The sequence below is a fragment of the Priestia sp. JSM ZJ58 genome, assembly GCF_044383985.1.
Taxonomy (GTDB): Bacteria; Bacillota; Bacilli; order Bacillales; family Bacillaceae_H; genus Priestia; species Priestia zanthoxyli.
The window spans coordinates 3,233,513-3,259,489 of sequence record NZ_JBISEM010000001.1 but is presented as its reverse complement, the minus strand read 5'-3'; the positions used below and the strand labels follow the sequence as shown (position 1 = coordinate 3,259,489).

The window sequence follows — 25,977 nt, the reverse complement described above, 5'->3', positions numbered from 1 at the left end:
TGAGTTTGACGTATACCCAAACGTTTCTTTACCACAATGTACCTCTAGGATTCTATCTTATAGGAGTAGTAAACTAGACAGGTGATGTCAAAAAGTGGGGAGGCGAGATTATCAAATGAAGAAAATATGTATGAGCCTACTTATTCTCTGTCTTTTCAGTGGAGGATTGGCCCCAATAAGTAAAGGAGACGCTGCTTCTTCAGTAGGCACTGTCAAAGGTGATAATGTAAATGTGTATCGTTCTCCATCTTTGCATTCTTCGATTGTTCAGACAGTGAAAAAAGGAGAAGAGTTTCCTGCTATTTCATCTGAAGCGGGAGATGCAGCTCAAGTTATCACCCATAAAGTAGTGCCAGGAAATACACTATGGCTACTAGCTAAACAATATGGTGTAACAGTCAGCGAGCTAATAAAACAAAATCAGCTAAAAACGACGGAGCTAACTCCGGGGCAAACGCTGAAAATACCACCAAAAGGCTTGTTACATAAAGTAGTATCAGGAGATACGCTTTGGAAAATCTCTGTAAAGTACGGTGTAAAAGCGACTGAATTAACAAAGTTAAATCAGCTATCATCAACAAATATTAAGCCTGGACAAATGCTTATTATTCCTGATTACTATGTACAAGTACAGCTTTTGGAAGGGAAAAAGGGCTGGATCAAAAAATCTGATTTAGCACAAAAGAAGCATCAGCCAGTAGTTATGGGCTGGAGCTTTAATGAAAAAACAGCAGGCTATGCAGAATCGATGAAACAAAAGAACTTAGACGTTGTTTCACCACGCTGGTTTACGCTAACGCGGAGTGACAAAGTTGTTTCATCTTCTATAAATCCATCGTATGTTCAAACGGCTCACAAAAACGGCAAAAAAGTCTGGCCGCTCATCGGTAACAATTTCGATGATGTGCTGACAAGTGACGTCCTAGGCAATAAAGCAAAGCGGCAAAAGCTTGTATCGTCAGTCGAAAGTTCGCTTGTGAAAACAAACAGTGACGGTATTAACGTTGACTTTGAAAATATTAATATCAAAAACAAACAAGATTTTGTTTTATTTATTAAAGAATTAAAAGGAGCGTTAAAGCCTCATGGTATGACCGTTTCAGTAGACGTAACACGAGAGAATAATGATCCGTTTTGGTCAGGAAGCTTTGATCGAAAACAGATTGGTCAAGTGGCAGATTACGTCATTATGATGGGTTATGAAGAACACTGGGGAGGAAGTCAGGTTCCAGGGTCTGTGGCTTCGCTGCCTTGGGTGAAAGAAGGAACAGAACTTCTTATGAAAGATGTACCTGCACACAAAATCCTGCTGGGAGTTCCTTTTTATACGCGAGAATGGAAAACGGATCTATCTACCAAAAAAGTTGTCACAAAAGACTTAACGATGAAAGAAGCCGAAGCAATTATCTCTTCTAAAAAGTTAACTAAAAAATGGGACAGCCAAGCCTCTCAGTACTATGTAGAATACACCGAAAATGGTACGAAGCATCAAATATGGCTCGAAGACAAAGCATCTATGCAGCGCCGGGTTAAATTAATTAATGACTATCATTTAGGCGGGGCGGCAGCTTGGTATATTGGTTCAGAAACATCAGATATATGGGAGTTATATAACTTCTAAATAAAAAACACACCTTATGCTTAATGTAGCTAGGTGTGTTTTTTATTTTCATCATATTGAAGCGCATACATCTATTTACAAACAAGATAAATTTTACAATATTTGTTTTTCTTGAGTTAATTTATAACTATATTCCAAAATGAGCCTATTTAACCTTTTTTTAGTTGAAAACGCTTAATGACTTTACGATAAAGATAATTTATAGTAAATTCAGTTTCTATACAATAAATTTACCAAATGAATAATTAAGTGATTTAATTATTAACTAAGTGAAAGGAATGGATGTTATGGGAAATGTATTAGTAATAGGCTTTCCAGGTGAAGGACATGTGAACCCTTCTTTAGGAATTGTAAAAGAATTAATGGCTCAAGGGGAGAAGGTCGTCTATTACGGCATTGAAGACTATGCTGAAAAAATCCGAAAAGCAGGAGCGGAATTTCGTGAATACGAAGATTTTCGTCCAAGTCTTGATATGAGCAACCGTATGACCAAAGAAGAGTCTTATGACCGCTATGAAATAATGAATTTGTTTTTAAATGAATCTGAAAATATTATTACTAAAATTATGAGTGAAACGAAACATGAAACATATGATTATGTACTTTATGATTATCACCTTTTAGCAGGTTCCGCTGTGGCCGACCTTCTTCAGCTTCCAAAGGTTTCTCTTTGTACGACGTTCGCGTTAAATAAGGAGTTAGCAACTTGTATGATGCCAAGTGGTCAAACAGAACCTGACCAATCTTCCTTTTATCCTCAATTCGAAAAATCATTAAATAAGTTCAACAGCCAATATAATACGGAGTTAAAAGACTCCATGGACATTATGTCAAATCCAGGGGATATTACGTTAATATTTACGTCAGAATTCTTTCAGCCGCACGTATCTGAATTTACGAGTGAGTACAAGTTTATTGGTCCTTCAATTGTTAAACGATTAGATATTGAAGATCCTTCTTACTTACAAAATGAAAATGAAAAAATTATTTTTGTTTCTATGGGAACTATTTTTAATCAGCAGCTAGAAATCTATAACTTATGTATAGAAGCATTAAAAGATTTTGAGGGTAAAGTTATTTTATCTATTGGTAAAAATACAAAACCTGAAGAATTAGCACACATTCCAGAAAACTTCGTTGTAAAACAATACGTACCGCAGCTAGAAATTTTAAAACGTGCAGATTTATTTATTACTCACGGCGGAATGAACAGCAGCAGTGAAGGATTATACTACGATACACCGCTTGTCGTTATTCCAATGGCAGTGGATCAATTTATGGTGGGCGATCGCGTGCAGGAGTTAGGAGCAGGCGTGAAATTAGATAAAAATAATGTATCTGCTGAGCTAATCAAAAATACAGTTAACGACGTTTTAACTACTCACACATATAAACAGCATGCACAACAAATCGGAGAATCACTTCGCTCAGCGGGAGGATACAAGCAAGGTGTGAAAGAAATTTTCAAGATGGTGCCTGTTAAAGCGTAATAGATGTAAGACAGCTAGATAACTAACAGAGAGGAGTAAATCATATGCAGACTATAAAAAAAGCAGTTATACCAGCAGCAGGGTTAGGTACTCGTTTTTTACCCGTTACAAAATCTATCCCAAAAGAAATGCTTCCAATTGTAAATAAGCCCGTCATTCAATTTATTGTGGAAGAAGCCTTAAAATCAGGCATCGAAGATATTTTAATTGTTACAGGAAACGGAAAACAAGCGATTGAAAATCATTTTGACCATAATATTCAATTAGAACACTTGCTTCATCAAAAAGGAAAGACCGAACTATTAGAGGAAATGGAGCATATCTCTGAACTAGCGAATATTCATTACGTTCGTCAAAAAGAAATGAAGGGCCTTGGCCATGCGATTGGCTGTGCTCGACAATTTATTGGAAACGAACCGTTTGCAGTTTTACTTGGAGATGACTTAACAGACCCAGATCAGCCTTGTTTAAAACAGCTGATTGACCAGTATACCCAAACGGGATCGTCGGTTATCGGCGTGCAGCGCGTAGAGGAAGAAGCCGTTCATCGTTACGGGATTATAGATCCAAAAGCAAATAAAAACCGATTATACGAAGTGAATGGTTTTGTAGAAAAACCATCAGTCGAAGAAGCTCCGTCTAATTTAGGAATTATTGGACGCTATGTATTTACACCTGACATTTTTGATTATCTTGAAACGCAGGAAGCTGGAAAAGGTGGGGAGATTCAGCTAACGGATGCTATTCAGTGTATGAATATAGACCGTTCTATTTATGCTTACGAATTCGAAGGCGAACGTTATGATGCAGGGGAAAAATTAGATTTTATTTTTACGACCCTTGCTTTTGCGTTAAAAGATGAAGAATTAAAAGCACCTCTTTTAACTAAATTCAAAGAGCTGATCAACAAGGAAGAACAAAAAGAAAAAATTGCTGTACAAATTGGAAAATAACCTTCATTTACACACCTTTCTTCTACTGTTTCTTGAAGAAAGGTGCGTTTTTTTGCGAAAATGGAACGTTTGACAGCTGGATAGAAAGGGTTGAAATGAGTTTATGTCGAAAGCAGAAAATTCGTTTGTATCAGGCATAAAGATTGTATTTACAGACCGGGATTTTCGAACGATTTTTATTTCATTATTTATTATTGGGTTGTCTGTTGGCGGCTTTATGCCTTATTTAACGGTTTGGGCAACAAATACATTGCACGCCACTTCGTTTCAAGCAGGATTTTTATTTGTCCCAATGAGCATTCTTGGTTTAATCGTCTCGTTTTATTTGGCTTCTTTATCAGACAAATGGGGAAAACGAAAGCCATTTATTATTTGGGCCTTACTGATTGGAACCATTTCAAGAGTTCCCTTAGCGTTTACGCATTCTTATACAATAGCACTCATTTTACTTGCTATAGGAGGGTTTAATGCGTTTTCTTTTTTCTTTGCTCTGCTGAATGATTTTATTGTTAAAAAGGAAGAAAGTAAATCGCAGGCAGGTACGATTACCGGTACTGTGCGAATGGCATTTTCACAAGGCTATATTTTTGGACCGATGCTCGGAGCTTTAATCATTGACCACGGAGGGTATACTCTTTTATTTTTACTATCAGGGTTGTTATCGCTGGCAACTTTAGTGTGGGTTCTTTTTGCGCTTAAAGAAGACAGTATGCCTCAACCTTCAGCGCATGCATCTTCAAAAGCGCCAGCTGGTATACCTTCTGTATTAATAGCTGTATTCGTAGCAGCTCTTTTCATTTTTGCGGGGGACTCCGGTCGTTCTATGTATTTGCCGCTGTATGTAACAGATACATTAAAGCAATCCGTTTCGATTGTAGGTATTCTCTTTACCGTAACATCTGTTTTTGAGCTAGTATTTATGCCATTAGGAGGCTATTTTTCTGATAAGATTGGCGTTAAACGATTCTTTATTATTGGAATAGCTTGCCAAGTGCTTTATTTTATTTTAACGAGTCTTCATCTACCGCTGAGTGGATTAATTGCGCTTCAAGTATTTTATGCTTTCATTCTATCCGCTACAATGGGAGTTGGCATGGTGTATGCTCAGTCACTGGCCCCGCGTCAAATTGGACTAGCCACGACGGCATATATGACAGCTATACAAACTTCAGCAGTTGTCAGCAGCTTAGCTATGGGGTCACTAGTTAGTGTGATTCCGTTGCCTTCTACTTTTTACATTTTAGCTGTTTTTGCGGTTATTTCAGGTGTAATGTTTCTATTGATGAAGCAAAAATCAGCTGAGGAAGTGAGCTGAAAAGTTAAGAAGAGGTTGAGATATTACCAAATTAATCTAATCTAAAGACAAACAAATAGTATGCATGAGCTGCACTGCTTGTGACACCGCAGTTGATTTCCATGCAAGTCTTCGCTTTCCGCGGGTGGCCGATGAGCCTCCTTGCGGGGTCTCATCTGTTCCACTTTCCCCGCAGGAGTCTTCGCCTTGCCCTCCAATCAACTGCTAGAAGGACCTAAAGAAATGACACATACGTTCACCATAACAAAAAACGAACCATTCATTAATGGTTCGTTTTTTTTACTTTCTCTAAAATACTTTTGCCCCAGCCTCTTTTTTATGAGGCTGTTTCTTGAATTTGTTCGCGGGGCTTTTTATTTAAAATTTTGCGGTAGCGGTAATTAACAAAAGCCGCCGCCGCCATACCTACTACTGAAAGCATCGCATCAAAGATAAAGATAATTGAAATATGTCCCGTTTTAGACATGAGCCCTGTTGCTAAAGGCAATAAAATTGCAGCTAATCCAGCAGCGGTCGCTACAATTCCTGTAACCGTTCCTTTTTTGTTCCAGAAAAGCTCAGTCATAACGGTAATCGCTAATTGAAAGACCCCAGCCGTAGAAAATCCCATGAAAAAAGCAGCTGCAATTGCAATAGCAGGTACTTTAACAAATAGAAGCGTAAGTACAGCGATAAGGGTAATCATCGGGTAAACGAGAATAACCGTTACAGGACGAAGCACTTTGCTTAATAATACGGCTAATACTAAAACAGAGATTAAAGCTCCGATGCTGTAGTAGCTTAAAAGGCGAACCGAGCTGCTTTCAGCCATACCTAATACTTGTTGACCATAAGTAGGAAGCCAAATTTGAGCCACTGTAAACAGAGCTGTAGAAGTAAATCCAATCACAATAAGAGCGATTCCTTCTTGTTTCATGTTAGGAGGAGAGATAAATTTATTCTCTTCTGTACTTTGCTGTTGAACTGTATTCTGTTCGCGTTTATGATTGGGAAAAGGCAGTTTGAACATAAAGATCATATTTAGTAAATAAATAAGAGCGGGAAGGAAAAAAGCATACCCATAAAACAAATCACGATCCGCAAAAAAGGCAATCATAAACGGCAGAAGCGCTGCTCCAGCTGATATAAATGCTTTTACAAGAACACTGGCTGAACCTGAAGATTTAGGAAAAACTTCAATCAAAGCAGGGTATGTTCCAGCGTCCATAGCAGAGTTTGCAATACCAGCAATAATGGCAAAGATAAAGGCTGTTTGATAATTTGGCGATAATGGAATGCCAATTAAGAAAATAGCCATCGTCAGAGACGAAACAATAATCAAAGGTTTTCGTCCGACTTTATCAGACAAGATGCCTGATAGAGAATATGAAAGCAATTTTCCAATTCCGATAGCAGAAATGATATAGCTGATTCCAGCACCGTCGGTATTTAATTGTTTTGTCAAAAATGACATATTTGATGCAAGCATGATATTGACCATGCCAAGTAGAAAATAGTTAATATACATACCTGAAGCTGACAGCATGTACTTATTTTTCATCGTTTACACATCCTTACGTAAAAAAGCTTATATGAAATGGATAAAAGCAATCACCCAGCCCTCCTTTTTTCATCGTTATTTATAAACCTACTTCCATGATAAGTTTATGAAGACATTACCTTTACCTTTTATCATTGGATTTATTCAGTTCTTTTTAGTATGCGACTAAATGCGTGCATCTAGTGCTTCAAATCAATATGAAATCTATTCTAACATGTTTTTAGCGCTTTAAACCAAAAAAGTGATATTTTATAAAAAAATCCTATCTTCTTTCGCGGCTTCACAAAAGAAACTCCACAAAAAATGTTCGCTTTAAAGCCAGGCTGCACAAGAAGTACCTCTTAATGATGGTTATTAAAAATGAGAAAAGGGTATTTATAAACTAAGGAAAAAGAAATAAGGGAAGAAAGGTGGAAACAATGAAGCACAAAGTATTTTTTGATGCGGAATGTCCTTTATGTTACAACGTAAAAAAAATAATTAAAGCGCTGGACTGGACGAACCAAATCCAGTGGATTCCAGTTCAATACATTGAGCGAACGGAGTATAGCTACTTAAAAGAAGAAGGAAGAGACTTATATGATCAAATTCATATGGTCACCAAAAAAGGGGAAGTATTAGCAGGATTTGAAACGGTAAGACGGCTTTTAGCTGTTTTGCCTCTTACATGTCCAATCGGCGTGCTTCTGCATTTACCATTAATGAAAAAAGCGTTTAGTCCGCTATACAAATGGATATCCACAAACAGGTACGACTGGTTTGGGCGCTACGATTCGCCGCGAACCACATAAACATATAAAAAGGACAAGCTTTTAAAAAGCTTGTCCCTTTTGTTTTGAAAACATTATAATTTATACATACTTTAATTTCTAAAAACGTATGTGACCGAGACGCGTAAATTCTAGAAAAGCAGCTATAGCTGAAAGGGAGAACTTATATGACAACAAAATGGACAGCTGAACGAATGCCTGATCTAACGGGGAAAACTGCCCTTATAACGGGAGGAAACAGCGGTATTGGGTTTGAAGCTGCAAAGGCTCTAGCAGCTCGCGGAGCAGAAATCATTCTTGCTGTGCGTAATGAAGCAAAAGGGAAAGAAGCTAAGAAAAGAATTAAAGCGGATAACGGAAATGCTAAAGTGACTATTATGTCATTAGATCTTAGTGACTTGAGCTCTATTCGGCATTTTGCCAATCAATTTCTTCAACAATACTCGTCTTTGGATCTTCTCATTAATAATGCAGGCGTGATGGTGCCGCCTCACAGCAAAACGAAAGACGGATTTGAACTGCAGTTTGGCTGTAATCATTTAGGACATTTTGCACTTACGGGCTTGCTGCTTCCTTTACTAACGGCCACTCCACATTCACGTGTCGTAACGGTAAGCAGTATAGCCGCTAATTCTGGAGAAATCTATTTTGATAATCTCGACGGAGAAAAAGGCTACAGTCCAATGAAGTTCTATAGACAAAGCAAACTCGCCAACCTATTGTTTGCCAAAGAATTGCAAATTCGCTTAGAAGCAGCCGGATCAACGACAATTAGTGCCGCTGTACATCCGGGTATTTCAAATACAAACCTATTATCACGCGGTTCAGGAAAAGAACCAAACGGCTTGTTGAAATTTTTAGTCAAGCTATTTAGTCAATCTGCAGAAATGGGCGCGCTGCCTACTCTTTATGCAGCCACTGAATCAATAGAAGGCGGTACATATATTGGGCCAGACGGAAAAGATGCTAAAAAAGGATATCCTGTAAAAGATATGATGGGAGATGTTTTATTTAAACCGGACGTAGCGGAAAAACTATGGAGCGTATCTGAGGACTTAACAGGTGTTGAGTACTCGTTTCGTGCTTAAGATAAAAAACAGTTCTGTAAGTGCGGAGCTGTTTTTTTGTTGCTCAAAAACTATAGATCAGCGGGTTAAATAAAAAAAAGAATGTTGGATAGCATAATGGTAAGTAAACGTACAATGAGTATGTTCTCTTTTGAGCGATAAAAGCACTCAACAAAGCTCAAGAAGCGGAGGAAAGTAACAGTGCCTGACAAACCTAGTATTACCTCAAGTGAAATTGGAACGCTGTGGATGACATATCAGCAGAAAACGTTAATCATTTGCTTGTTGGATTATATGATTGAACATGCAGACGATGAAGATGCTAAAACAATTATGACAGATTTGCGTGAGCAGCTTATTATATACATACGAAAGATAAAAACAATATTTGAAAAAGAAGGAGCCGTAGTGCCAACCGGGCTTTCATCTCAAGACGTAAACATACAGGCTCCAAAACTATTTACTAATGGATTTGATATTATGTTTCTTCGTGTTATTAAAGAAATTAGTATGGGGATGTATACATTAAGTTTAGGTAAGGCCTACAGAGAAGATGTGGTGAAATTTTATCAAGATTTAACAAAGATTACGCAACATTGTTATGATTCCTGTACGCAGTATTTACTGAAAAAAGGGATTTTATCACGTCCACCCTATATTCCGATGCCAACCACTGTTGAGTTTGTTTCTGACAGAAAATATTTGAGCGGCTTAAATGTATTTGCGGATAAAAGAGTATTAAATACGATGGAGCTAGCTCAGCTTTATCATGGGGTCGAAACAAACATTGTGGGGATGAAGTTAATGAAGGCTTTTTCTCAAACGGCTAAAGATACCGAAGTCAAAAAGCATTTTTTGAAAGGAAAAGAGCTCAGTAAAAAGATTATTACGCGTCTAGAAGAAATAATTATACAAGACGATATTTCACCTTCTGTTGCCTCAACAGGAAGCATCACGACTTCTGAAACGCCTGCTTTTTCTGATCGTTTGATGCTGACATGCGATATTTTACTAAGTAATTTTAGTATTGGAAGTCAGGCATTTGGAGCAGCATTTAGTTTTCGAAGAGATATTGTGGCTAAAATGATGCTGATAGGAGAAGATGCGTTTCAATATGCAAGCGAAGCGACGGAAATTATGATTAAAAAAGGCTGGCTTGAAGTTCCACCAAGTATTGATTAGCTAATATGAAAATACGTATTTACATGATGATCTTTTAAAAGCAATGAATTTAAAATAAGTGAGATAAAAACACGGTGCTGATTCAATACACTTAGTATGTAAATCAACACCGTGTTTTTTGCTTTGTTTGAGCAAGTTATGATGGAAATTATTCAAAGGTATGCTACGATAAGAATTATCTTGAATTGAAGAGGTGTCACGATGAAAATAGAAGTTTGGTCAGATTTTGTCTGTCCTTTTTGTTATATTGGAAAGCGTCGATTAGAGCAAGCGCTTCAGCAGTTTGCACACAAAGATGACGTGCAGGTTGAATTTAAAAGCTTTGAGCTAGATCCAAATGCTTCAGTTAATACTGGTAAAACGATTAATGAAGCTCTTGCTGCTAAATATGGAATGACCATTGAACAAGCGAAGCAAGCAAATGAAGGGATCGGACAGCAGGCAGCTGGTGTGGGATTATCCTTTAATTTTGACGATATGAAGCCAACTAATACGTTTGACGCTCATCGTTTAGCTAAATTTGCAAAAGCTCAAGGAAAAGAAGCAGCTATTACAGAAAAACTCTTATATGCATATTTTACTGAATCAAAACATCTAGGTGAAGAAGCGACGCTGATTGCTCTTGCTGAAGATGCAGGTCTTGATCGAGAAGAAGCACGTCAAATTCTTGCAGATAAAAACGCATATGCAAATGAAGTGCGCAGTGATGAAGCAACGGCTCAGCAATATGGCATTAGCGGCGTTCCGTATTTTGTTATTAATCAAAAATATGCGATTTCAGGTGCACAGCCAGTCGAAACATTTGTAGGAGCTCTCCAACAAGTATGGGAAGAAGAAAATCCGACTCCCGCTTTGAAGAGTTTGTCTCCAGAAGGCGCAGATGATGCCTTTTGTGCAGATGGTCAATGTGCCGTGCCTGATTCTTCTAAAGACCAACAATAAAAGAAAGCAGAGGCGGAAAATTCCGGCTCTGCTTTTTGTTTATTTGTGAAAATTTTATCCAAAATACAAACATGCGTTCTGTTTTTGTGTTATAATAGACTTAGAAGCAACAAACCTCGATGAGTGAACTCCAAAAATAAGCGATTAAAAGTGATCCCACCATGAACTAGCTTCCATTTAATCCTGCAGGGGGAATCTAAATGAAGAACAAAGTGCGCATTATCCCATTTCAAGTAGTTGAACAATTAAGTCAATTTAATGAAGTCCCACAAGGAGTGGCTCTAATTGGAGCAGAGGAAGTATGGAAGCAAACAAAAGGACAGGGAATAACCGTAGCGGTTTTGGATACTGGCTGTGAGGTTACACACCCAGATTTGCAGGAGCGAATTATTGGAGGAAGAAATTTTACGCACGATGATCAGCAAAATCCTGATGTTTATCAAGACTATAATGGTCACGGTACTCACGTAGCAGGCACAATTGCAGCAGCGCATAATGGAGCGGGCGTTGTAGGAGTGGCTCCTGAGGTGAATTTACTTATTCTGAAAGTACTTGATGGGAATGGTTCAGGTCAATATGAATGGATTATTCAAGGTATTACCTACGCCATCCAGCAAAAAGTAGATATCATTTCAATGTCACTTGGAGGTCCGGCCGATGTACCTGAACTGCATGAAGCGATTCAGGATGCTGTTGATCAGAATATTTTAGTTGTCTGCGCAGCGGGAAATGAAGGAGATGGAGAAAGCTCCACAGATGAGTTTGCATACCCAGGCTCATATAATGAAGTGATTAGCGTAGGAGCGGTTGATCTAAAGAAACGTTCTTCGATATTTTCCAACTCAAACAATGAAGTGGACGTAGTGGCTCCGGGGGAGAAGATCATATCAACCTACTTGAACGGAAAGTATGCCGCACTGAGCGGAACTTCTATGGCCACGCCTCACGTGGCGGGAGCTTTGGCATTGATAAAAGTTCTTTCAAATGAAACGTTTGGAAGAGAACTTACAGAACCAGAGCTTTACGCACAGTTAATCAGAAGAACACTTCCATTAAATGAATCACCAAGAGAAGTAGGAAACGGGTTTGTGCACTTGACCATTGTTGAAAAGCTATTGCGTGAAATTCAACGTCAAATGACTTCAGAGGTGATGGGATGAAAAGCAGTTTAGATATATTAATGGGGGAAAAACAGCAGGCAAAAGCCCTTTATCACGAATATGTAAACAAACGAAGCTATTATGATGAAAAGACGGATGAAGAGAGTAAAAATCTTTATTATCGAGGTACTCTCTTTGAAAGAGAAGCCATGCAAGCTTTGTTAACGGAAACGCATCAGCATTTGCTGAGTTATTCGCCGCATAAATATGTATATCCATGGGTGGATCTACAGGAGAATGGAGAGCTGAAGAGTCTGTATTCAGGGAAAGGTATGGATCCGTTAGAAGCGATACAGCAAGATATTGATGCACTTCAGTCGCTTAGTCACTCATCTGTTTCAAGCAATGATATACTGCTAAACTGTGAGCACGTTGTCCCGCAATCTTGGTTTGGAAAACAAGAGCCTATGAGAGGCGATTTGCATCATTTGTTTGCGTGTGAACCTTCTTGTAACAGCCGAAGAGGTAATTCCTCTTATATTGACTTCCCAGATTATACACCGGAAGTTAAGCAATCAGATGTGAAAGAAGGGTGCGGCAAATCAGAAAAAGGTAAGTTTGAACCCGAATATGGAAAAGGAATTGTCGCTCGAGCTACGCTTTATTTTTTAATTCGCTATCATAATAAAATTGACTCTTCACGAGTAGATCTTCCTCTTTTACTAAAATGGCATGAAGAATTTACCGTTTCACTTTATGAAAAACATCGCAATGCAGCAATTTTTGAATTGCAAGGCAACCGAAATCCTTTTATCGATTTTCCTGACAAAGCAGCTACATTAATGAATTCGGCTTTCTAAAATAAAAAAGGAGCTCCGTTTCTATTCGAAACGGAGCTCCTTTAGGTATCCTAATAAGAAAATCCATATTTATCGCTCAAAAGGGCATCCATTTTATTTAACAAGCGAAAATATTCTTCTTGTTCTTCTACAGTTAGAGCTGCTAGCATATCTTTTAAAAATACATTTCGCTTCTCTGTAATCATTGAAACAAGCTGTTTGGATTCATCGGTCAATGAAACCCACACGACTCTCCGGTCTTTTTCGTCTCGCACGCGCTGAATGAGAGATTCTTCTTCCAATTGATTTAATAAGCTAGTTGTAGCGCCCGAGGTTAAGTGAAGCTTATTTGAAATATCTGCCACCATATACTTTGTACCGCTGGCAATGTAGTTTAAGATATAAAATTTAGTGGGTGTTAAGTGATAAGGCTGCGTTTTTAATGTTTCTTCGACTAAATGTCGCATATATTGAAAAAAAGATGTGTTAATTTGATAAAGGTGTTCAATTTTTGATTCTACATTGTTATCCATGCTAGCTTCCATCTCCTTGTACACTACGGACATATATAAACTAACTCTAAAATAAAATGAAACAATTGTAAAGGATGGCAATGATTATCTTTAACCATCGTTATTATTTTTAAATTAATATCTTTACGAAAAAATATCTTTATGATAAAGTTATTTAGGTGGTTAACCAAATAGATGATTATAAAGAAACATATCTCCTAATAGATGGAGATAATATCTTTATGAAAAAGCTATATAAAAAAGTAATTTTATTAGTGAAGTATTAAGGAGGAGTAATGAATGTCTAGAAGTCGCTTAATGGTAACAAATTTTATTGGAATCATCGTTATTTTAGCTTTATTAATTGGAGGAGGATATTATTACGTTCAAAAATCCAACTATATTACAACGGATAACGCTAAAGTATCTGGAGATGTATACAACGTAGTTGCACCTGCAGCAGGTAAGGTAGCAAGCTGGACAGTGGAAGAAGGAAATGATGTATCAAAAGATGCTGAAATTGCTAAGATTCAAGCTGAAAAAGGCTCTGTAGCTGCTACAGTACCAGCAGATGGAAAAATTATTCAAACAAATGTAAAAGAAAATCAAATGGTTCAAGCTGGACAGCAAATTGCAACCGAAGTAGATATGAAAGATCTATTTATCGTAGCGAATATCAAAGAGGATCAGCTTAAGGATATTAAAGAGGGCGACGATGTAGATGTAACAGTAGATGGAGACAGTAGTACAAAAATTGACGGTAAAGTTGAAGAAGTGGGATATGCAACTAATTCACTTTCATCTTTAACATCGAACTCAAGCTCAGATGGAAACTACACAAAAGTATCTCAAACGGTTCCTGTAAAAATCTCTATTTCTAATTATTCAGAGCATGTGCTACCAGGAATGAACGCTGAAGTAAAAATTTCAAAAGACTAATTCTTACTACAACAGTTCAAGAAGGGAGGAAATATGATGACAGCCAGTATAGAAAACACAAGTGATGGATCCATCAAAAAGCATATTCCGCTATTGATTGTTTTAATGCTTGGTTTGTTTCTTGCAATATTAAATCAAACGTTACTAAACGTAGCCATCCCGCATTTAATTACTGAGTTTGGCGTAACCGCAAATACAGCTCAGTGGTTGTTAACTGGATATATGCTTGTGAACGGGGCGTTAATTCCGCTTTCAGCTTTTTTAATTGAACGATTTGGTGTGCGTCGCTTGTTCTTATTTGCAATGGTTTGTTTTACAGTAGGGTCATTGATTTGCGGAATTGCACCTACATTTTCGATTATGCTTACCGGCCGTTTAATTCAAGCTATTGGCGGAGGTGTCTTATCGCCTCTTGTTATGACCATTATTGTGTTTATTTTCCCTCCTCACATGCGAGGAAAAGGGATGGGTATTTTTGGATTAGCCATGATGTTCGCACCGGCTATTGGTCCAACATTATCTGGATGGGTTATTCAAAACTATGATTGGCACATCCTTTTTAACGGCATGGTGCCATTAGGTGCGATTGTATTAATTATTGCTTTCTTTCAATTAAAAGACATTCAGCCTCCAAAGGATGTAAAAGTTCACATGCCTTCAGTTGTGACATCACTTGCAGGTATGGGATTATTGCTTTACGGATTTAGTGAAGCTGGAAATGACGGCTGGACGGATTCAGTTGTTCTTTCTACAATCATTGGTGGGGCAGTTCTTTTAATTATATTTGTTCTTCAACAAATTAAATCTGAAAAGCCGCTATTGGATATGCGCGTGTTTAAATATAATATTTTTTCACTATCAAATATTATTAGTATTGCGATTACAATCAGTATGTACGCAGGTATGTTCTTGCTTCCAATTTACTTGCAAAATATCCGCGGATATTCTGCTTTTGATTCAGGATTGCTGTTGCTTCCTGGCGCACTTGTTATGCTGGTTATGTCGCCGATTTCAGGTACATTGTTTGATAAAGTGGGACCTCGTCCGCTAGCAATCGTTGGTATGTTCATTACATCTATTTCAACGTTTGAATTTACGAAGCTGACGATGGATACACCGTTTAATCATATTTTAGCGATTTATATTATCCGATCGTTTGGTATGTCACTTTTAATGATGCCAATTATGACAGCCGGTTTGAATCAGCTTCCGCAGAGACTAAGCAGTCACGGAACGTCAATGTCTAATACGCTTCGTCAAGTAAGTGGTTCAATTGGTATTAGTTTAATGACGACCATTTTTACAAACCGTACAACGTATCATGTAAATGAAATCAGCAGTTCCATGAATACGTCTGATCCATTCTTTATGAATAGCTTTCATTTATTTGTACAAAAAGTAGCTGCTACTTTGCATTTATCACAAGATCAAGCTCAGCAGCAAGCGCTGACGATTTTATCTGGAAAAATGACGCAGCAAGGTACGATTCAAGGTATTAACGATGCTTTTTATTGGGCAACAGCGATTTCTGTTATCGGTTTAATTTTAAGTTTCTTCCTTCGTGACGTACGTAAAGATAAAGTAGTCGAAGAAAAGAAATCAAAAGCTCAAGAGGAAGATATTCGTATGCTTCCAGCTCCAAAAAGTATAAATTCATAAAGTGCTATAGAATCAAAAGTTCATCATAAAACATGTTGGAGAGAAAGGGGCGGTGAGGTGGATGGATCCATTGATATTTGGTGAAGAAATTCAAAGAATTTCAATATCTTTAAACAAAAAAGTAATGACAAATGTAAAAAGCCTTTTACAGCATTACAGAATTACCCCTTTTCAATATCATATTTTACTGATTGTTGAACGTGCACGTACAATGCCTGTGACCAAAGTGGCAGACGAAATGAAGGCGAGCCCAAGCGTTATCACAGCATCAATTACACGTTTGTATGAACTGAATCTTGTGGAGCGCTACCATTCAAAAGAAGATCGGCGTAAAGTTATGGTTGAGCTTACAAACAAGGGAAAACAAGTGATTCAAGCGGCTGAGAAAGACATGCAGCAAAGGGTTGAAAAACTGTTTGCATGCTATAAAGAAGAAGAGCAGCAGCAATTTCTTACGCTCTGTCGGCAGCTAGATGAACATGTGACTTGAAGAGGAATAAAAAAAGTATATTGAGTTATGCGGAGTGAGTGTAAATGGATAAAGAGATGGTAAAAAACATTCGAAAAAACTACAATATGAATCAGCGAAACTTCGCTCAAGCAGTGAACTGCAGTTTTTCTTTAATCGCCCTGGTTGAAGTTGGGAAGAGAAGAGTAACAAAAAACTTAGAAGACAAAATTAAGCAAGCATTTCAATTGAACGATCATGATTTAAAATCACTGCAGGGCTAATAAAAAAATAGGTGTGAAACGAGCGCACCTACTTTTTTTCGTGTTGTTTTTTTGTAAGCGGATCTACGGTATGTTTATAATCATAAGCTTTTGAGGTGGTAACTACGCACAGCAGTAAAATAACAAATACAATGATAATAGAGAGCGTAATAATGATGATCATATAAAACGTCCTTTCTTTTTCTTATTACGTATGCTTTCGGTCTTATTGGTAAAATTCCTTCTTTCTCCACATAGTGCAGAAACGACAAACGCATACTAATAACAGTCTAGAATAAAGGAGTGTTCATTATGAATGAAAAAGAGTTGAAGAAACAATTAAAAAAGGTAGCAGCTTATCCTGCATCTAAAGCAGATGGAGTGGACGAAGAGTTTTCGCGTGAATTAGCAGACCAAGACGATTTAGAAGCACAGGCTAGAGCGAACGCTGCAGATGAAAGACAAAAAAAATAATAACTAGACGCGCTTTCTGAAAAAGCGCGTCTGCTTATTATTTTTTCAAAAGCAAATAAACAAAATAAGGAGCACCGATTACGGCGGCAATAATTCCTGCCGGTATACCGTTAGGATTGGCAATGTTATGTCCTATTGTATCTGCAATCAGCAAAAGCCAGCCGCCTAGTAAAATGGCAACGGGAATAAAAAGCTGGTTCCTCGGTCCGACTAAGCCTTTGGCAATATGAGGAGCAAGAAGCCCAATAAAGGCCACGCCGCCTGTAACTGAAACTGCTGCTGCCGCTAATGCAACCGCGGCTAGAAGCAATGTTATACGCTCTTTCTCCATAGCGATACCGACTCCAATAGCTGCAGCTTCATTTAAGTTAAAAATGTTTAATGAATTTGCTTTGTACAATATAAAAGGAATCAAGACAAGAAGCCAAGGTAGAAGTGCCCATATAAAAGGCCAGTCTGACCCCCAAATGTTTCCTGCGATCCATTTAGCAATAAAATCAACTTTAGCACGATCAGCTGATGACATAATCACCACCATCATTCCAGAAAGAGCCATCGAAAAACCTACGCCTGTTAAAATAAGCTTCACAGGCTGCAGCCCTTGGCTTTTACTATATGAACAAAGGTAGATAAGACCAGCTGTAAACAAGGCGCCGATAAAGCCTACCAGCGGAAGGGCATAAACGAAAGAGCCTGCTTCAATTGGGGAAAATAAAAAGAACACAGCAATTGCGGCTCCTGCTCCTGAATTAATTCCTATAATCCCAGGTTCCGCTAAATCATTGCGCGTAACACCTTGTAAGATAGCTCCTGATAAAGCTAGAGCCATTCCTGCTAGAAGCGTAATGATAATCCGCGGAAGTCGAATTGAAAAAAGGACGAACTCATCTGTAAAATTCCCTTTGCCAAAAAGAGTAGGAAACACTTTATTGTAAGGAAGGGGTGCATCACCGAGTCCCATTCCTATCACAACCGTTCCAAGAATCAAAACAGTGAGCAGCATCATAATTATTCGTTGTTTTCTAATAAGCGCTGGGTGAATCATGAGAATGCTTTTCCTCCTTTACGAACAATGACTAAAAAGAAAGGTAAACCAATCATCGATACAACTGCTGCTATCGGTGTTTCATAAGGAGCACTGACCGTTCGAGCCAATGTATCAGCGAGCAGCATAAACGCTGCGCCAGTGATAGCGGACATAGGGATAATAAAACGATAGTCAGTTCCTACAATTCCTCGTACAATATGAGGAATCATCAAGCCGATAAACACCATGTTTCCCACTAGCGCAACAGAAGCACCCGCAAGAAGAATCATGACGACAAATAAAATGGTTTTGACTTTTGTCGTTTGCTGACCCAATCCTACAGCCACTTCTTCATTTAAACTCAGAATAGTAAGCTGCCGAGAAAGCAAAAGGGCAATGAATATACCTCCGAGAATAAAAGGAACAATGATTTGAAGCTGTTCCCAAGAAGTGCCTACCATTCCCCCAGCAGTCCACATCGATACATCTTTTGAAATTTTGAAATAAATACCAACGCCTTCTCCAATGGCATAAAGAAATGCTGAAACGGCAGCTCCCGCTAGTACAATTCGAAGCGGAGAAAATCCTCCTCTTTTTAGAGCAGCAATCCCAAACACTAGGATTGCGCCAACCCCGGCTCCTATAAAGCAAGCAATCGTAATACCCAAATAATTTATAGCAGGGATCAAGGCAATTGTTACAGCTAAAGCCGCATTTGCGCCAGACGTTAACCCTAAAAGTCCTGGATCTGCAAGTGGGTTTCTTGTCATACCTTGCATAATAGCCCCTGATACTGATAAAGCAGCCCCCACAAAAACAGCGGCGATTTCACGAGGTAAACGAATATCTCTGATGATCGAAATCTGTTCGTTTACACTGCTTGATGAAAGTGCTAGCCATACATCTTTTATCGATATGTCAGCAGCGCCAAAAACCATTGAAGAAACAAACATTATGATGAATACGAGCAGCATACCTATTAATTTGTATAAAAAAGGAATGAAACGCTGATTGTCTTTTTTCATAACACACCTATCTTTTCATGTAAGAATAAATTTAGTAAAACAAAGTAAGAGGAATTCTAAAAAGAATTCCTCTTGAATGAATTACTTGCCAAGAAATTTTTGAGTAAAGAAATCTAGTTGATAATCTAATGTGATTGGATCATTAAAATAAAATTCTTTTGCATTTGCTTCAAATACGTGATTATTCTTTACAGCAGGAATATTTTTGTACGTATCTGTTTTCTCAAATGATGTATCTCCATCTTGGTTTTTGCTAAAGATTAAATAATCTCCGGCATATTCAGGAAGAACTTCTGGCGAAATCGCATAGTATCCATCTTTCAAAGCCATTTTCTTTACTTTCTCTGGCATTTTTAATTTCATTTCTTGATAAAGAATCTCCGTTCCGCGTCCCCAGTTATCCCCAAACACATAAAGCTGCTTGTCAAAGTTCTCAATAACTGAAACCGTGCTATCTTCGCCAATTTTAGCTTTGATATCAGAACCAGCTTTTGCCGCACGCTTTTTAAAGTCGTCTACCCATGATTGTGCTTCTTTTTCTTTATTTAATAGCTTTCCAATTTCTACATGCTGAGTAAGGTAATCTACTTTATCGTATGTATACGTGACAGTAGGGGCAATTTTTTTCAATTTATCAATATTTTTTGTAGTAGATAAGCCAATAATTAAGTCAGGCTTTAATTCAATGATCTTTTCTAAATTTTCGTCTGATACTTCTTCCACGCCTTTTAATTTCTTTTCAAAGCGGGGATTCATTTTAGACCATGAGTCTACTCCGACAATGTTAACACCTAAAGAAAGTACGTTACCTGCATAGGAACCTAACACAACAACACGTTTCGGATTAGCCGGAACTTTTACAGGGCCGTCTTCAGATTGATATGTGATCGTCTTGGATTCGCTGTTTTTGCTAGAATCATTTTTGCTTTCAGTTGAACCGCTGCTGCAGGCACTAATAAGTAGTACGAATATAAGCATGAATGGAAGCAATAATTTTTTCATTTAGTTATCTCCTCTTAATAAGTTATACGTGATGCACATTGGTTTATTTGTTCTCGGATCTCGTCCAATTTCAGCGTCGATATGAAACACTTTTTTTAGAACGTCCTGCGTAATGACTTCTTCACATTTTCCGGCTTTGACAATTTCACCATTTTTTAAAGCGATAATATAATCCGCAAAGCGAGCGGCTTGATTTAGATCATGAAGCACCATTACAACTGTACGTCCTTGCTCTTTGTTTAATTTTTGAAGCAGCTCAAGCACTTCTAACTGATGAGCCATATCCAAGTAGGTAGTCGGCTCATCAAGAAATATAATATCGGTTTCTTGAGCTAAAGCCATCGCAATCCACACTCGCTGGCGCTGACCGCCTGAAAGAGAATCTACAGGACGAAACTTGTAATCTTTTGTTCCGGTTACTTCAAGCGCCCAGTCAATCGTTTGATAATCTTCTTTTGATAGACGCCCAAACCCCTTTTGATAGGGAAATCGCCCATAAGATACAAGTTCTCCCACCGTTAAGCCTTTAGCACTTTCAGGGGTTTGAGGGAGAATAGCCATTTTTTTAGCGAGTGCTTTTGTATGTTCTGTTGAAATGTTTTCGCCGTCTAAAATAACGGAACCGGATTGATGAGAAATAATGCGGGTAATGGCTTTCAAAAGCGTTGATTTGCCGCATCCGTTTGAACCAATAATTGTAGTAATCTTTTTGTCTGGAATGTTAACGCTTAAGTTCTTTACTATTAGACGTTCACCATAACTAATATGTAATTTCTCTGTATATAGGCGAACCATATCTGACCCTCCGTTTACATTTAATACAACAAATACTTGATAATGATTATCAGTATCGTTTACTTTACATACTATAATTCGAACGTTTCCGGATGTCAATAGTTATTTTTATTGTCAAAACGTTGAAGAAGATGTATATTTAAATGAGAATGATAATCAATGACAATTGATTACGAGGAGTGAACGTGCATGATACACAATGAACTTTTTGATGTGACAATTATAGGCGGGGGACCGGCTGGCCTTTATTCTGCCTTTTATAGCGGGCTAAGGGAAATGAAAACAAAGCTGATTGAATATCAGCCAAAACTAGGCGGAAAACTTCACGTTTATCCTGAAAAAATGATTTGGGATGTAGGGGGCCAAACGCCTATTTCCGGTGCGAAGCTTATTGAACAGCTTGTGGAACAAGGACTGACGTTTGATCCGACTGTTGTTTTAGATGAGAAGATTGAATCCATTTCTCGCTTGAAAGATGGTATTTTCCAGCTGACGGGTTCTTCAGGTGAACATCATTACTCTAAAACCATTATCCTTGCTGTTGGAGGAGGTATTTTAAATCCGCAAAAGCTCAAAATTGAAGGAGCAGAACGATTTGAAATATCAAACTTAAACTATACGGTTAAATCTCTGCAGCATTTTAAAAATAAAACGGTGATTGTTTCCGGGGGAGGCAATTCAGCCATTGATTGGGCAAATGAGCTAGAGCCCGTTGCTAAAAAGGTATATATTACGTACCGAAACAGTGAACTAAACGGTCATGAAGCACAAGTAAGACAATTAATAAACAGTTCGGCTCGGTGTCTGCTTAACACATCTATTACAAAATTAGTGGCTGATGCGACGCATGAATTTATTGAAAAAGTTGAGCTGACTAATCATCAAACCGGTGAGGTTTCTTATTTATCGATTGACGAAGTTATCATTAATCACGGTTATAAAAGAGATACAGAGCTGTTAAAAAACAGCGAACTACATATCAAAACCATTGATGACTATTACGTTGCAGGTAATGCAGCAAGCGAAACGTCTGTAGAAGGTGTATATGCAGCTGGAGATATTCTCATGCACGAAGGAAAAGTCCATCTGATTACCGGCGCTTTTCAAGATGCTGCTAATGCCGTAAACAAAGCAAAACAATTCGTTCAGCCCTCTGCTGCTAAGACAGCTATGGTTTCTTCTCATAATGAAGTATTTAAAAAGCGTAATTCAATACTAATTAAACAAATGATGAAGTAAAGCGAGGTGCAGTGTGCATGTCGCTTCCTTCTCTACGGTGGAATTATCTACATAGATAGGCAGGGAACGAAAAAAGAAAAGAGAAATATAATAAAAGAAAACGCTTACATTTTTAAAAATGACACAGCGCTTGTTTGCATAAGGGGGAAGCCGTATGAACGAAAAAAAGAAATATCAGTTTGAAACAAAAGCCATTCACGCAGGGTACGAATCAAAACATCATTTTGATAGTTTAGCTCCACCTATTTATCAAACGTCTACATTTACATTTTCATCTCTAGAACAAGGTGCAAACCGATTTAGCGGAGAAGAAAATGGTTATGTATATTCTCGGTTATCTAATCCGACGGTCACCATTTTAGAAGAGCGTATGGCACAGCTTGAAGAAGGCGAAGCCGCTTTGGCATTTGGATCAGGAATGGCTGCAGTATCGGCTGTATTAATTGGACTTACAAAAGCAGGCGATCATATTTTATGTTCTAAAGGAGTGTATGGATGCACGTTTGGTTTACTGGAAATGCTTGAGGAAAAATATCAAATCCATCATTCTTTTTCCAACTTGGAAACTGAGGAAGAAATTCTTGCTGCTATCAAAGAAGATACAGCATGTATTTATATTGAAACACCGATTAACCCGACTATGACTTTAGTAGATTTAGAGTTAGTGACTTGTATCGCCAAACAAAAAGGAATTCCCGTGGTAGTAGACAATACCTTTTCAACTCCTTATTTGCAGCAGCCGCTGAAGCTTGGATGCGACTTAGTTATTCATAGCGCAACTAAATTTATTGGTGGACACGGAGATGTTGTGGCAGGAATTGTAGTAGGGGACAAAGAGGTTATTTCCGTACTGCGCAAAACGACGCAAAAAGATATTGGAGGTATTCTTTCACCATTTGATGCGTGGCTGTTACTCCGAGGCTTAAAAACACTGGCCGTTCGAATGGATCGCCACTGTGAGAATGCTGAACATATCGCAAAACAATTAAGTCTCCATCCCAAGGTAAAAGCCGTTTATTATCCAGGGGATAAAAACAGCACTGCTTATTCTCTCATGAAAAAGCAAATGAAAAAAGGAGGGGGGCTTCTCTCTTTTGAAGTGGAAGGCGGTTATAAAGAAACCGTAAAAGTGGTGAATCAGCTTAAGCTCATTTCCATCGCGGTGAGTCTTGGCGATGCTGAAACACTTATTCAGCATCCTGCCTCGATGACGCATGCAGTTGTGCCGGAAGAAGCTCGAAAAGAAATGGGCATCTCAAATGAACTTCTTCGTTTATCAGTTGGGCTGGAAGCTTGGGAAGATATTATGAGAGATTTACAGCAGGCATTAGATAGTATATAAAAAACAGCGCTTGGAGGAATTTCAAGCGCTGTTTTTTATGTTAACCGTATGTAGTTGTAGTTACTCATACCTCCTTCTTTGCCAGTGGAACTTTATCTGCATCTCTAGACAAATGTCCTAGACAGAAGGGGTGCCTTTCAATAGACTAGAGGTTATCTGTGAAAATACAATATTTAAGTAAGGAAGGTGCTCTGCTATTATGCTTCATAATCCAACTGGAAAAAAACGTCTAGGATTAGCGTTTCTTCTCAGCACGCTTGCGATATTAGGTCCGCTTAATATCGATATGTATTTGCCAAGTTTTCCTGCTATTGCTGATCATTTAGATGCGCGAGCTTCACTTGTACAGCTTAGCTTAACATCGTGTTTACTAGGACTTGCCGTTGGTCAAATCGTGATTGGTCCAATCAGTGATGCAAAGGGACGAAAAGGACCTTTACTCATCTCCATCTCTTTATTTATGTTATCGTCATTGCTCTGTGCACTGGCTCCTACTATCACGGCTTTAGTTATCGCACGCTTTTTGCAGGGGTTTACGGCTTCGGCAGGAGTTGTTCTTTCTCGCGCCATTGTCAGAGACGTTTTTAGCGGAAGAGAACTTACGAAGTTTTTTGCTCTGTTAATGGTTATCAATGCCTTTGCACCAATGATAGCACCAATGGCCGGAGGTGCTATTTTACTTCTTCCTTTTGCAAGCTGGCATACTATTTTCTTGTTTTTAAGTTTAATAGGTCTTTTAATTGTTTTAACAATCTCAATGCGTTTAAAAGAAACTTTGCCCATTGAAAATAGAACACCAAGTTCAATTGGTCATTCTGTTCGCACAATGGGCAGTTTATTACAAGACCGTTCTTTTATTGGATATGCCCTAATTATCGGACTGGTCCATGGAGGAAGCTTTGCTTATGTATCAGGCACTCCATTTGTCTATCAAGGGATATACCATGTTTCTCCGCAAGTTTTTAGCATTTTGTTTGGTATTAACGGCTTGGCTATTGTGACTGGAAGCTTTATTATTGGGCGCTTTAGCGGAATTATCCATGAAAGAAGCCTGCTTCGCATTGCCGTGATTACGGCTGTAAGTGCTACTAGCGTACTTCTTATCATGACTATGCTTAAAGGACCGCTTGCTACGATTGTTATTCCCATTTTTATTTACATGATCTCTATAGGAATGACGATCACAGGCTCGGTGACATTGGCAATGAAAAATCAAGGACATAGAGCAGGGAGTGCGAGTGCCGTTTTAGGTATGCTTCCATTAACTTTAGGATCAATTGTTTCTCCTTTAGTAGGGATTAACGAAACAACAGCGATTCCGATGGCTGCTATCTTATTTAGTACGGCGCTTTTAGGTTTTGTAGCTTTCTTTACGTTAACTAAAAACAAGAAAGAAGCAGAAAAGTGCGAAGTTAACGAGTTTAAAACGGAGGTTTCTCCGTAATCGCTTTTTGGATTGTTTTAAAAGCATCACTCCTTTGTGAAAAGGAGTGATGCAAATTTATTTAAGTATTGGATAATATATGCTAACCTTAGGGCATGATCGAAAGGAGTGGATAATAATGAGTAAAGTAATTCCTGAAATAACCCTTAATGACGGGGTAACCTTGCCTGCTATAGGTTTTGGTACATACAAGCTTAACGGAAATGAAGGAGTCAACGCTATAACGAGTGCGATTGATGTAGGGTATCGTTTAATCGATACTGCTTATAATTACGAAAATGAAGGCACTGTGGGGCAAGCTCTCCGAAAAACACCGGTTTCTAGACAAGAACTATTTGTTACCTCTAAACTCCCAGGGCGATACCATACGTATGACAAAGCAATTCCTACCATTCAAGAATCTTTATATCGGGCGAATTTAGACTATTACGATTTGTATCTTATTCATTGGCCTAATCCTAAACAAGATCATTATGTAGAAGCTTGGCAAGCACTGATTGATGCGAAGCGCTGGGGCTTGATTCGTTCAATTGGTGTTTGTAATTTTCTTCCCGAGCATATTGAGCGCTTGGAAAAAGAGACCGGCATTTTACCAAGCATCAATCAAATAGAACTGCATCCTTTTTTTAATCAACATCAATATCGAAATTGGTATCAAGAGAAAAACATTCAAATTGAATCTTGGAGTCCACTAGGACGAGCGAGTGCTGTTTTAGAAAATGAAACAATTAAACAAATTGCAGACCGTCATAATAAGACAGTTTCACAAGTGATTTTGCGATGGCATTATCAGCTAGGCGCCATTTCAATCCCAAAATCGTCATCCCGCAAGCGGCAGCTTGAAAACATATCGATTTTTTCATTTTCTTTAGATGAAGCGGAGATGAATATGCTTTCAGAATTGAACCGCGAAGATGGAAGACTTAATAATCAAGACCCCGCTGCCTATGAAGAATTTTAACCATAAGGCCTCACTTATTTTTTAGGTG

At 38.2% G+C, this 25,977-nt stretch carries 27 protein-coding genes; 19 read left to right on the top strand and 8 right to left on the bottom strand.

Annotated features, from left to right (window positions below; all coding sequences use genetic code 11):
• Nucleotides 1-115: 115 nt before the first annotated feature.
• From ACH6EI_RS17020 to ACH6EI_RS17005, 4 genes are all read left to right on the top strand, one after another.
• On the top strand, nt 116-1,621 hold the full coding sequence (locus tag ACH6EI_RS17020) for a LysM peptidoglycan-binding domain-containing protein (RefSeq protein ID WP_226313281.1): 1,506 nt from the start codon (nt 116-118) through the stop codon (nt 1,619-1,621).
• 287 nt (nt 1,622-1,908) lie between these two features.
• Complete coding sequence (locus ACH6EI_RS17015) at nt 1,909-3,111, top strand: macrolide family glycosyltransferase (protein ID WP_033578469.1); 1,203 nt, start codon at nt 1,909-1,911, stop codon at nt 3,109-3,111.
• Between the two features lie 44 nt (nt 3,112-3,155).
• On the top strand, nt 3,156-4,064 hold the full coding sequence (gene galU / locus ACH6EI_RS17010; protein WP_099330780.1) for a UTP--glucose-1-phosphate uridylyltransferase GalU: 909 nt from the start codon (nt 3,156-3,158) through the stop codon (nt 4,062-4,064).
• Nucleotides 4,065-4,167: 103 nt separating this feature from the next.
• Nucleotides 4,168-5,379, top strand: a complete 1,212-nt coding sequence (locus tag ACH6EI_RS17005; RefSeq protein WP_028413993.1) for a sugar efflux transporter — start codon at nt 4,168-4,170, stop codon at nt 5,377-5,379.
• 36 nt (nt 5,380-5,415) lie between these two features.
• Here ACH6EI_RS17005 and ACH6EI_RS17000 read toward each other — a convergent pair whose 3' ends face one another.
• Entirely contained in the window at nt 5,416-5,580 is a 165-nt protein-coding gene (locus ACH6EI_RS17000) for a hypothetical protein (RefSeq protein ID WP_167387311.1), read from the bottom strand.
• Between the two features lie 115 nt (nt 5,581-5,695).
• Nucleotides 5,696-6,919 carry an MFS transporter gene (locus ACH6EI_RS16995; RefSeq protein WP_028413992.1) on the bottom strand — a complete coding sequence of 408 codons (1,224 nt, stop codon included), beginning with the start codon at nt 6,917-6,919 and terminating at the stop codon, nt 5,696-5,698.
• Nucleotides 6,920-7,338: 419 nt separating this feature from the next.
• Between ACH6EI_RS16995 and ACH6EI_RS16990 the strand changes: the two genes are divergently transcribed.
• The 6 genes from ACH6EI_RS16990 to ACH6EI_RS16965 all read left to right on the top strand — a co-directional run bounded on the left by ACH6EI_RS16990 (nt 7,339) and on the right by ACH6EI_RS16965 (nt 12,840).
• On the top strand, nt 7,339-7,710 hold the full coding sequence (locus ACH6EI_RS16990; RefSeq protein WP_028413991.1) for a thiol-disulfide oxidoreductase DCC family protein: 372 nt from the start codon (nt 7,339-7,341) through the stop codon (nt 7,708-7,710).
• Nucleotides 7,711-7,856: 146 nt separating this feature from the next.
• Nucleotides 7,857-8,777 carry an oxidoreductase gene (locus ACH6EI_RS16985; RefSeq protein ID WP_099330781.1) on the top strand — a complete coding sequence of 307 codons (921 nt, stop codon included), beginning with the start codon at nt 7,857-7,859 and terminating at the stop codon, nt 8,775-8,777.
• 180 nt (nt 8,778-8,957) lie between these two features.
• Nucleotides 8,958-9,938, top strand: coding sequence for a DUF3231 family protein (locus ACH6EI_RS16980; protein ID WP_033578473.1), 981 nt, complete (start codon nt 8,958-8,960; stop codon nt 9,936-9,938).
• Between the two features lie 201 nt (nt 9,939-10,139).
• Nucleotides 10,140-10,880 (top strand): DsbA family oxidoreductase, encoded by a 741-nt coding sequence (locus ACH6EI_RS16975; protein WP_028413989.1) that lies wholly within the window; start codon nt 10,140-10,142, stop codon nt 10,878-10,880.
• Between the two features lie 200 nt (nt 10,881-11,080).
• Nucleotides 11,081-12,040, top strand: a complete 960-nt coding sequence (locus ACH6EI_RS16970) for a S8 family peptidase (RefSeq protein ID WP_033578474.1) — start codon at nt 11,081-11,083, stop codon at nt 12,038-12,040.
• Nucleotides 12,037-12,840: an endonuclease I family protein gene (locus ACH6EI_RS16965; RefSeq protein WP_099330782.1), complete on the top strand. Its 804-nt coding sequence runs from the start codon at nt 12,037-12,039 to the stop codon at nt 12,838-12,840. The genes ACH6EI_RS16970 and ACH6EI_RS16965 overlap by 4 nt, the downstream gene beginning before the upstream one ends.
• 50 nt (nt 12,841-12,890) lie before the next feature.
• Here the strand turns inward: ACH6EI_RS16965 and ACH6EI_RS16960 are convergent, their stop codons facing one another.
• Nucleotides 12,891-13,352, bottom strand: coding sequence for a MarR family winged helix-turn-helix transcriptional regulator (locus tag ACH6EI_RS16960; RefSeq protein ID WP_033578476.1), 462 nt, complete (start codon nt 13,350-13,352; stop codon nt 12,891-12,893).
• Between the two features lie 279 nt (nt 13,353-13,631).
• Here ACH6EI_RS16960 and ACH6EI_RS16955 point away from each other — a divergent pair, with 279 nt between their 5' ends.
• The 4 genes from ACH6EI_RS16955 (at nt 13,632) to ACH6EI_RS16940 (ending at nt 16,661) form a co-directional block, all read left to right on the top strand.
• Entirely contained in the window at nt 13,632-14,270 is a 639-nt protein-coding gene (locus ACH6EI_RS16955; RefSeq protein WP_028413985.1) for a biotin/lipoyl-containing protein, read from the top strand.
• Between the two features lie 33 nt (nt 14,271-14,303).
• Nucleotides 14,304-15,929, top strand: a complete 1,626-nt coding sequence (locus ACH6EI_RS16950) for a DHA2 family efflux MFS transporter permease subunit (protein WP_033578477.1) — start codon at nt 14,304-14,306, stop codon at nt 15,927-15,929.
• A gap of 61 nt (nt 15,930-15,990) precedes the next feature.
• A complete protein-coding gene (locus ACH6EI_RS16945) occupies nt 15,991-16,419 on the top strand; it encodes a MarR family winged helix-turn-helix transcriptional regulator (protein ID WP_028413983.1) in 429 nt (142 codons plus the stop codon).
• Between the two features lie 44 nt (nt 16,420-16,463).
• Complete coding sequence (locus ACH6EI_RS16940; RefSeq protein WP_028413982.1) at nt 16,464-16,661, top strand: helix-turn-helix domain-containing protein; 198 nt, start codon at nt 16,464-16,466, stop codon at nt 16,659-16,661.
• Nucleotides 16,662-16,689: 28 nt separating this feature from the next.
• Here ACH6EI_RS16940 and ytzI read toward each other — a convergent pair whose 3' ends face one another.
• A complete protein-coding gene (gene ytzI / locus ACH6EI_RS16935) occupies nt 16,690-16,824 on the bottom strand; it encodes a YtzI protein (protein WP_080754395.1) in 135 nt (44 codons plus the stop codon).
• Between the two features lie 128 nt (nt 16,825-16,952).
• On the opposite strand from ytzI, the gene ACH6EI_RS16930 reads away from it, so the two are divergent.
• The gene (locus ACH6EI_RS16930) at nt 16,953-17,114 is read left to right on the top strand and encodes a YfhD family protein (RefSeq protein WP_081732888.1); all 162 of its coding nucleotides are present in this window, start codon (nt 16,953-16,955) and stop codon (nt 17,112-17,114) included.
• A 37-nt stretch (nt 17,115-17,151) separates the two neighbouring features.
• Here ACH6EI_RS16930 and ACH6EI_RS16925 read toward each other — a convergent pair whose 3' ends face one another.
• The 4 genes from ACH6EI_RS16925 to ACH6EI_RS16910 form a co-directional block, all read right to left on the bottom strand.
• Nucleotides 17,152-18,159: a FecCD family ABC transporter permease gene (locus tag ACH6EI_RS16925; RefSeq protein WP_099330783.1), complete on the bottom strand. Its 1,008-nt coding sequence runs from the start codon at nt 18,157-18,159 to the stop codon at nt 17,152-17,154.
• Nucleotides 18,156-19,166: a FecCD family ABC transporter permease gene (locus tag ACH6EI_RS16920; RefSeq protein WP_028413980.1), complete on the bottom strand. Its 1,011-nt coding sequence runs from the start codon at nt 19,164-19,166 to the stop codon at nt 18,156-18,158. Before ACH6EI_RS16920 ends, ACH6EI_RS16925 begins: the two co-directional genes overlap by 4 nt.
• An 81-nt stretch (nt 19,167-19,247) precedes the next feature.
• Nucleotides 19,248-20,168: an iron-hydroxamate ABC transporter substrate-binding protein gene (locus ACH6EI_RS16915; RefSeq protein WP_028413979.1), complete on the bottom strand. Its 921-nt coding sequence runs from the start codon at nt 20,166-20,168 to the stop codon at nt 19,248-19,250.
• On the bottom strand, nt 20,169-20,963 hold the full coding sequence (locus ACH6EI_RS16910; protein ID WP_028413978.1) for an ABC transporter ATP-binding protein: 795 nt from the start codon (nt 20,961-20,963) through the stop codon (nt 20,169-20,171).
• Nucleotides 20,964-21,152: 189 nt separating this feature from the next.
• Here ACH6EI_RS16910 and ACH6EI_RS16905 point away from each other — a divergent pair, with 189 nt between their 5' ends.
• The 4 genes from ACH6EI_RS16905 (at nt 21,153) to ACH6EI_RS16890 (ending at nt 25,949) form a co-directional block, all read left to right on the top strand.
• Nucleotides 21,153-22,202: an NAD(P)/FAD-dependent oxidoreductase gene (locus ACH6EI_RS16905; protein WP_028413977.1), complete on the top strand. Its 1,050-nt coding sequence runs from the start codon at nt 21,153-21,155 to the stop codon at nt 22,200-22,202.
• A gap of 154 nt (nt 22,203-22,356) precedes the next feature.
• Nucleotides 22,357-23,544 (top strand): methionine gamma-lyase, encoded by a 1,188-nt coding sequence (gene megL / locus ACH6EI_RS16900; protein ID WP_033578482.1) that lies wholly within the window; start codon nt 22,357-22,359, stop codon nt 23,542-23,544.
• Nucleotides 23,545-23,743: 199 nt separating this feature from the next.
• Nucleotides 23,744-24,988 carry a Bcr/CflA family efflux MFS transporter gene (locus ACH6EI_RS16895; RefSeq protein ID WP_028413975.1) on the top strand — a complete coding sequence of 415 codons (1,245 nt, stop codon included), beginning with the start codon at nt 23,744-23,746 and terminating at the stop codon, nt 24,986-24,988.
• Between the two features lie 118 nt (nt 24,989-25,106).
• Nucleotides 25,107-25,949, top strand: a complete 843-nt coding sequence (locus ACH6EI_RS16890; RefSeq protein WP_028413974.1) for an aldo/keto reductase — start codon at nt 25,107-25,109, stop codon at nt 25,947-25,949.
• Nucleotides 25,950-25,977: the final 28 nt, after the last annotated feature.

Coding starts and splice junctions, on each gene's coding strand:
- ACH6EI_RS17020 (WP_226313281.1), top strand. CDS start 116: ATGAAGAAAATATGTATGAGCCTACTTATTCTCTGTCTTTTCAGTGGA.
- ACH6EI_RS17015 (WP_033578469.1), top strand. CDS start 1,909: ATGGGAAATGTATTAGTAATAGGCTTTCCAGGTGAAGGACATGTGAAC.
- galU (WP_099330780.1), top strand. CDS start 3,156: ATGCAGACTATAAAAAAAGCAGTTATACCAGCAGCAGGGTTAGGTACT.
- ACH6EI_RS17005 (WP_028413993.1), top strand. CDS start 4,168: ATGTCGAAAGCAGAAAATTCGTTTGTATCAGGCATAAAGATTGTATTT.
- ACH6EI_RS16995 (WP_028413992.1), bottom strand. CDS start 6,919: ATGAAAAATAAGTACATGCTGTCAGCTTCAGGTATGTATATTAACTAT.
- ACH6EI_RS16990 (WP_028413991.1), top strand. CDS start 7,339: ATGAAGCACAAAGTATTTTTTGATGCGGAATGTCCTTTATGTTACAAC.
- ACH6EI_RS16985 (WP_099330781.1), top strand. CDS start 7,857: ATGACAACAAAATGGACAGCTGAACGAATGCCTGATCTAACGGGGAAA.
- ACH6EI_RS16975 (WP_028413989.1), top strand. CDS start 10,140: ATGAAAATAGAAGTTTGGTCAGATTTTGTCTGTCCTTTTTGTTATATT.
- ACH6EI_RS16970 (WP_033578474.1), top strand. CDS start 11,081: ATGAAGAACAAAGTGCGCATTATCCCATTTCAAGTAGTTGAACAATTA.
- ACH6EI_RS16965 (WP_099330782.1), top strand. CDS start 12,037: ATGAAAAGCAGTTTAGATATATTAATGGGGGAAAAACAGCAGGCAAAA.
- ACH6EI_RS16960 (WP_033578476.1), bottom strand. CDS start 13,352: ATGGATAACAATGTAGAATCAAAAATTGAACACCTTTATCAAATTAAC.
- ACH6EI_RS16955 (WP_028413985.1), top strand. CDS start 13,632: ATGTCTAGAAGTCGCTTAATGGTAACAAATTTTATTGGAATCATCGTT.
- ACH6EI_RS16950 (WP_033578477.1), top strand. CDS start 14,304: ATGATGACAGCCAGTATAGAAAACACAAGTGATGGATCCATCAAAAAG.
- ACH6EI_RS16945 (WP_028413983.1), top strand. CDS start 15,991: ATGGATCCATTGATATTTGGTGAAGAAATTCAAAGAATTTCAATATCT.
- ACH6EI_RS16940 (WP_028413982.1), top strand. CDS start 16,464: ATGGATAAAGAGATGGTAAAAAACATTCGAAAAAACTACAATATGAAT.
- ytzI (WP_080754395.1), bottom strand. CDS start 16,824: ATGATCATCATTATTACGCTCTCTATTATCATTGTATTTGTTATTTTA.
- ACH6EI_RS16930 (WP_081732888.1), top strand. CDS start 16,953: ATGAATGAAAAAGAGTTGAAGAAACAATTAAAAAAGGTAGCAGCTTAT.
- ACH6EI_RS16925 (WP_099330783.1), bottom strand. CDS start 18,159: ATGATTCACCCAGCGCTTATTAGAAAACAACGAATAATTATGATGCTG.
- ACH6EI_RS16920 (WP_028413980.1), bottom strand. CDS start 19,166: ATGAAAAAAGACAATCAGCGTTTCATTCCTTTTTTATACAAATTAATA.
- ACH6EI_RS16915 (WP_028413979.1), bottom strand. CDS start 20,168: ATGAAAAAATTATTGCTTCCATTCATGCTTATATTCGTACTACTTATT.
- ACH6EI_RS16910 (WP_028413978.1), bottom strand. CDS start 20,963: ATGGTTCGCCTATATACAGAGAAATTACATATTAGTTATGGTGAACGT.
- ACH6EI_RS16905 (WP_028413977.1), top strand. CDS start 21,153: ATGATACACAATGAACTTTTTGATGTGACAATTATAGGCGGGGGACCG.
- megL (WP_033578482.1), top strand. CDS start 22,357: ATGAACGAAAAAAAGAAATATCAGTTTGAAACAAAAGCCATTCACGCA.
- ACH6EI_RS16895 (WP_028413975.1), top strand. CDS start 23,744: ATGCTTCATAATCCAACTGGAAAAAAACGTCTAGGATTAGCGTTTCTT.
- ACH6EI_RS16890 (WP_028413974.1), top strand. CDS start 25,107: ATGAGTAAAGTAATTCCTGAAATAACCCTTAATGACGGGGTAACCTTG.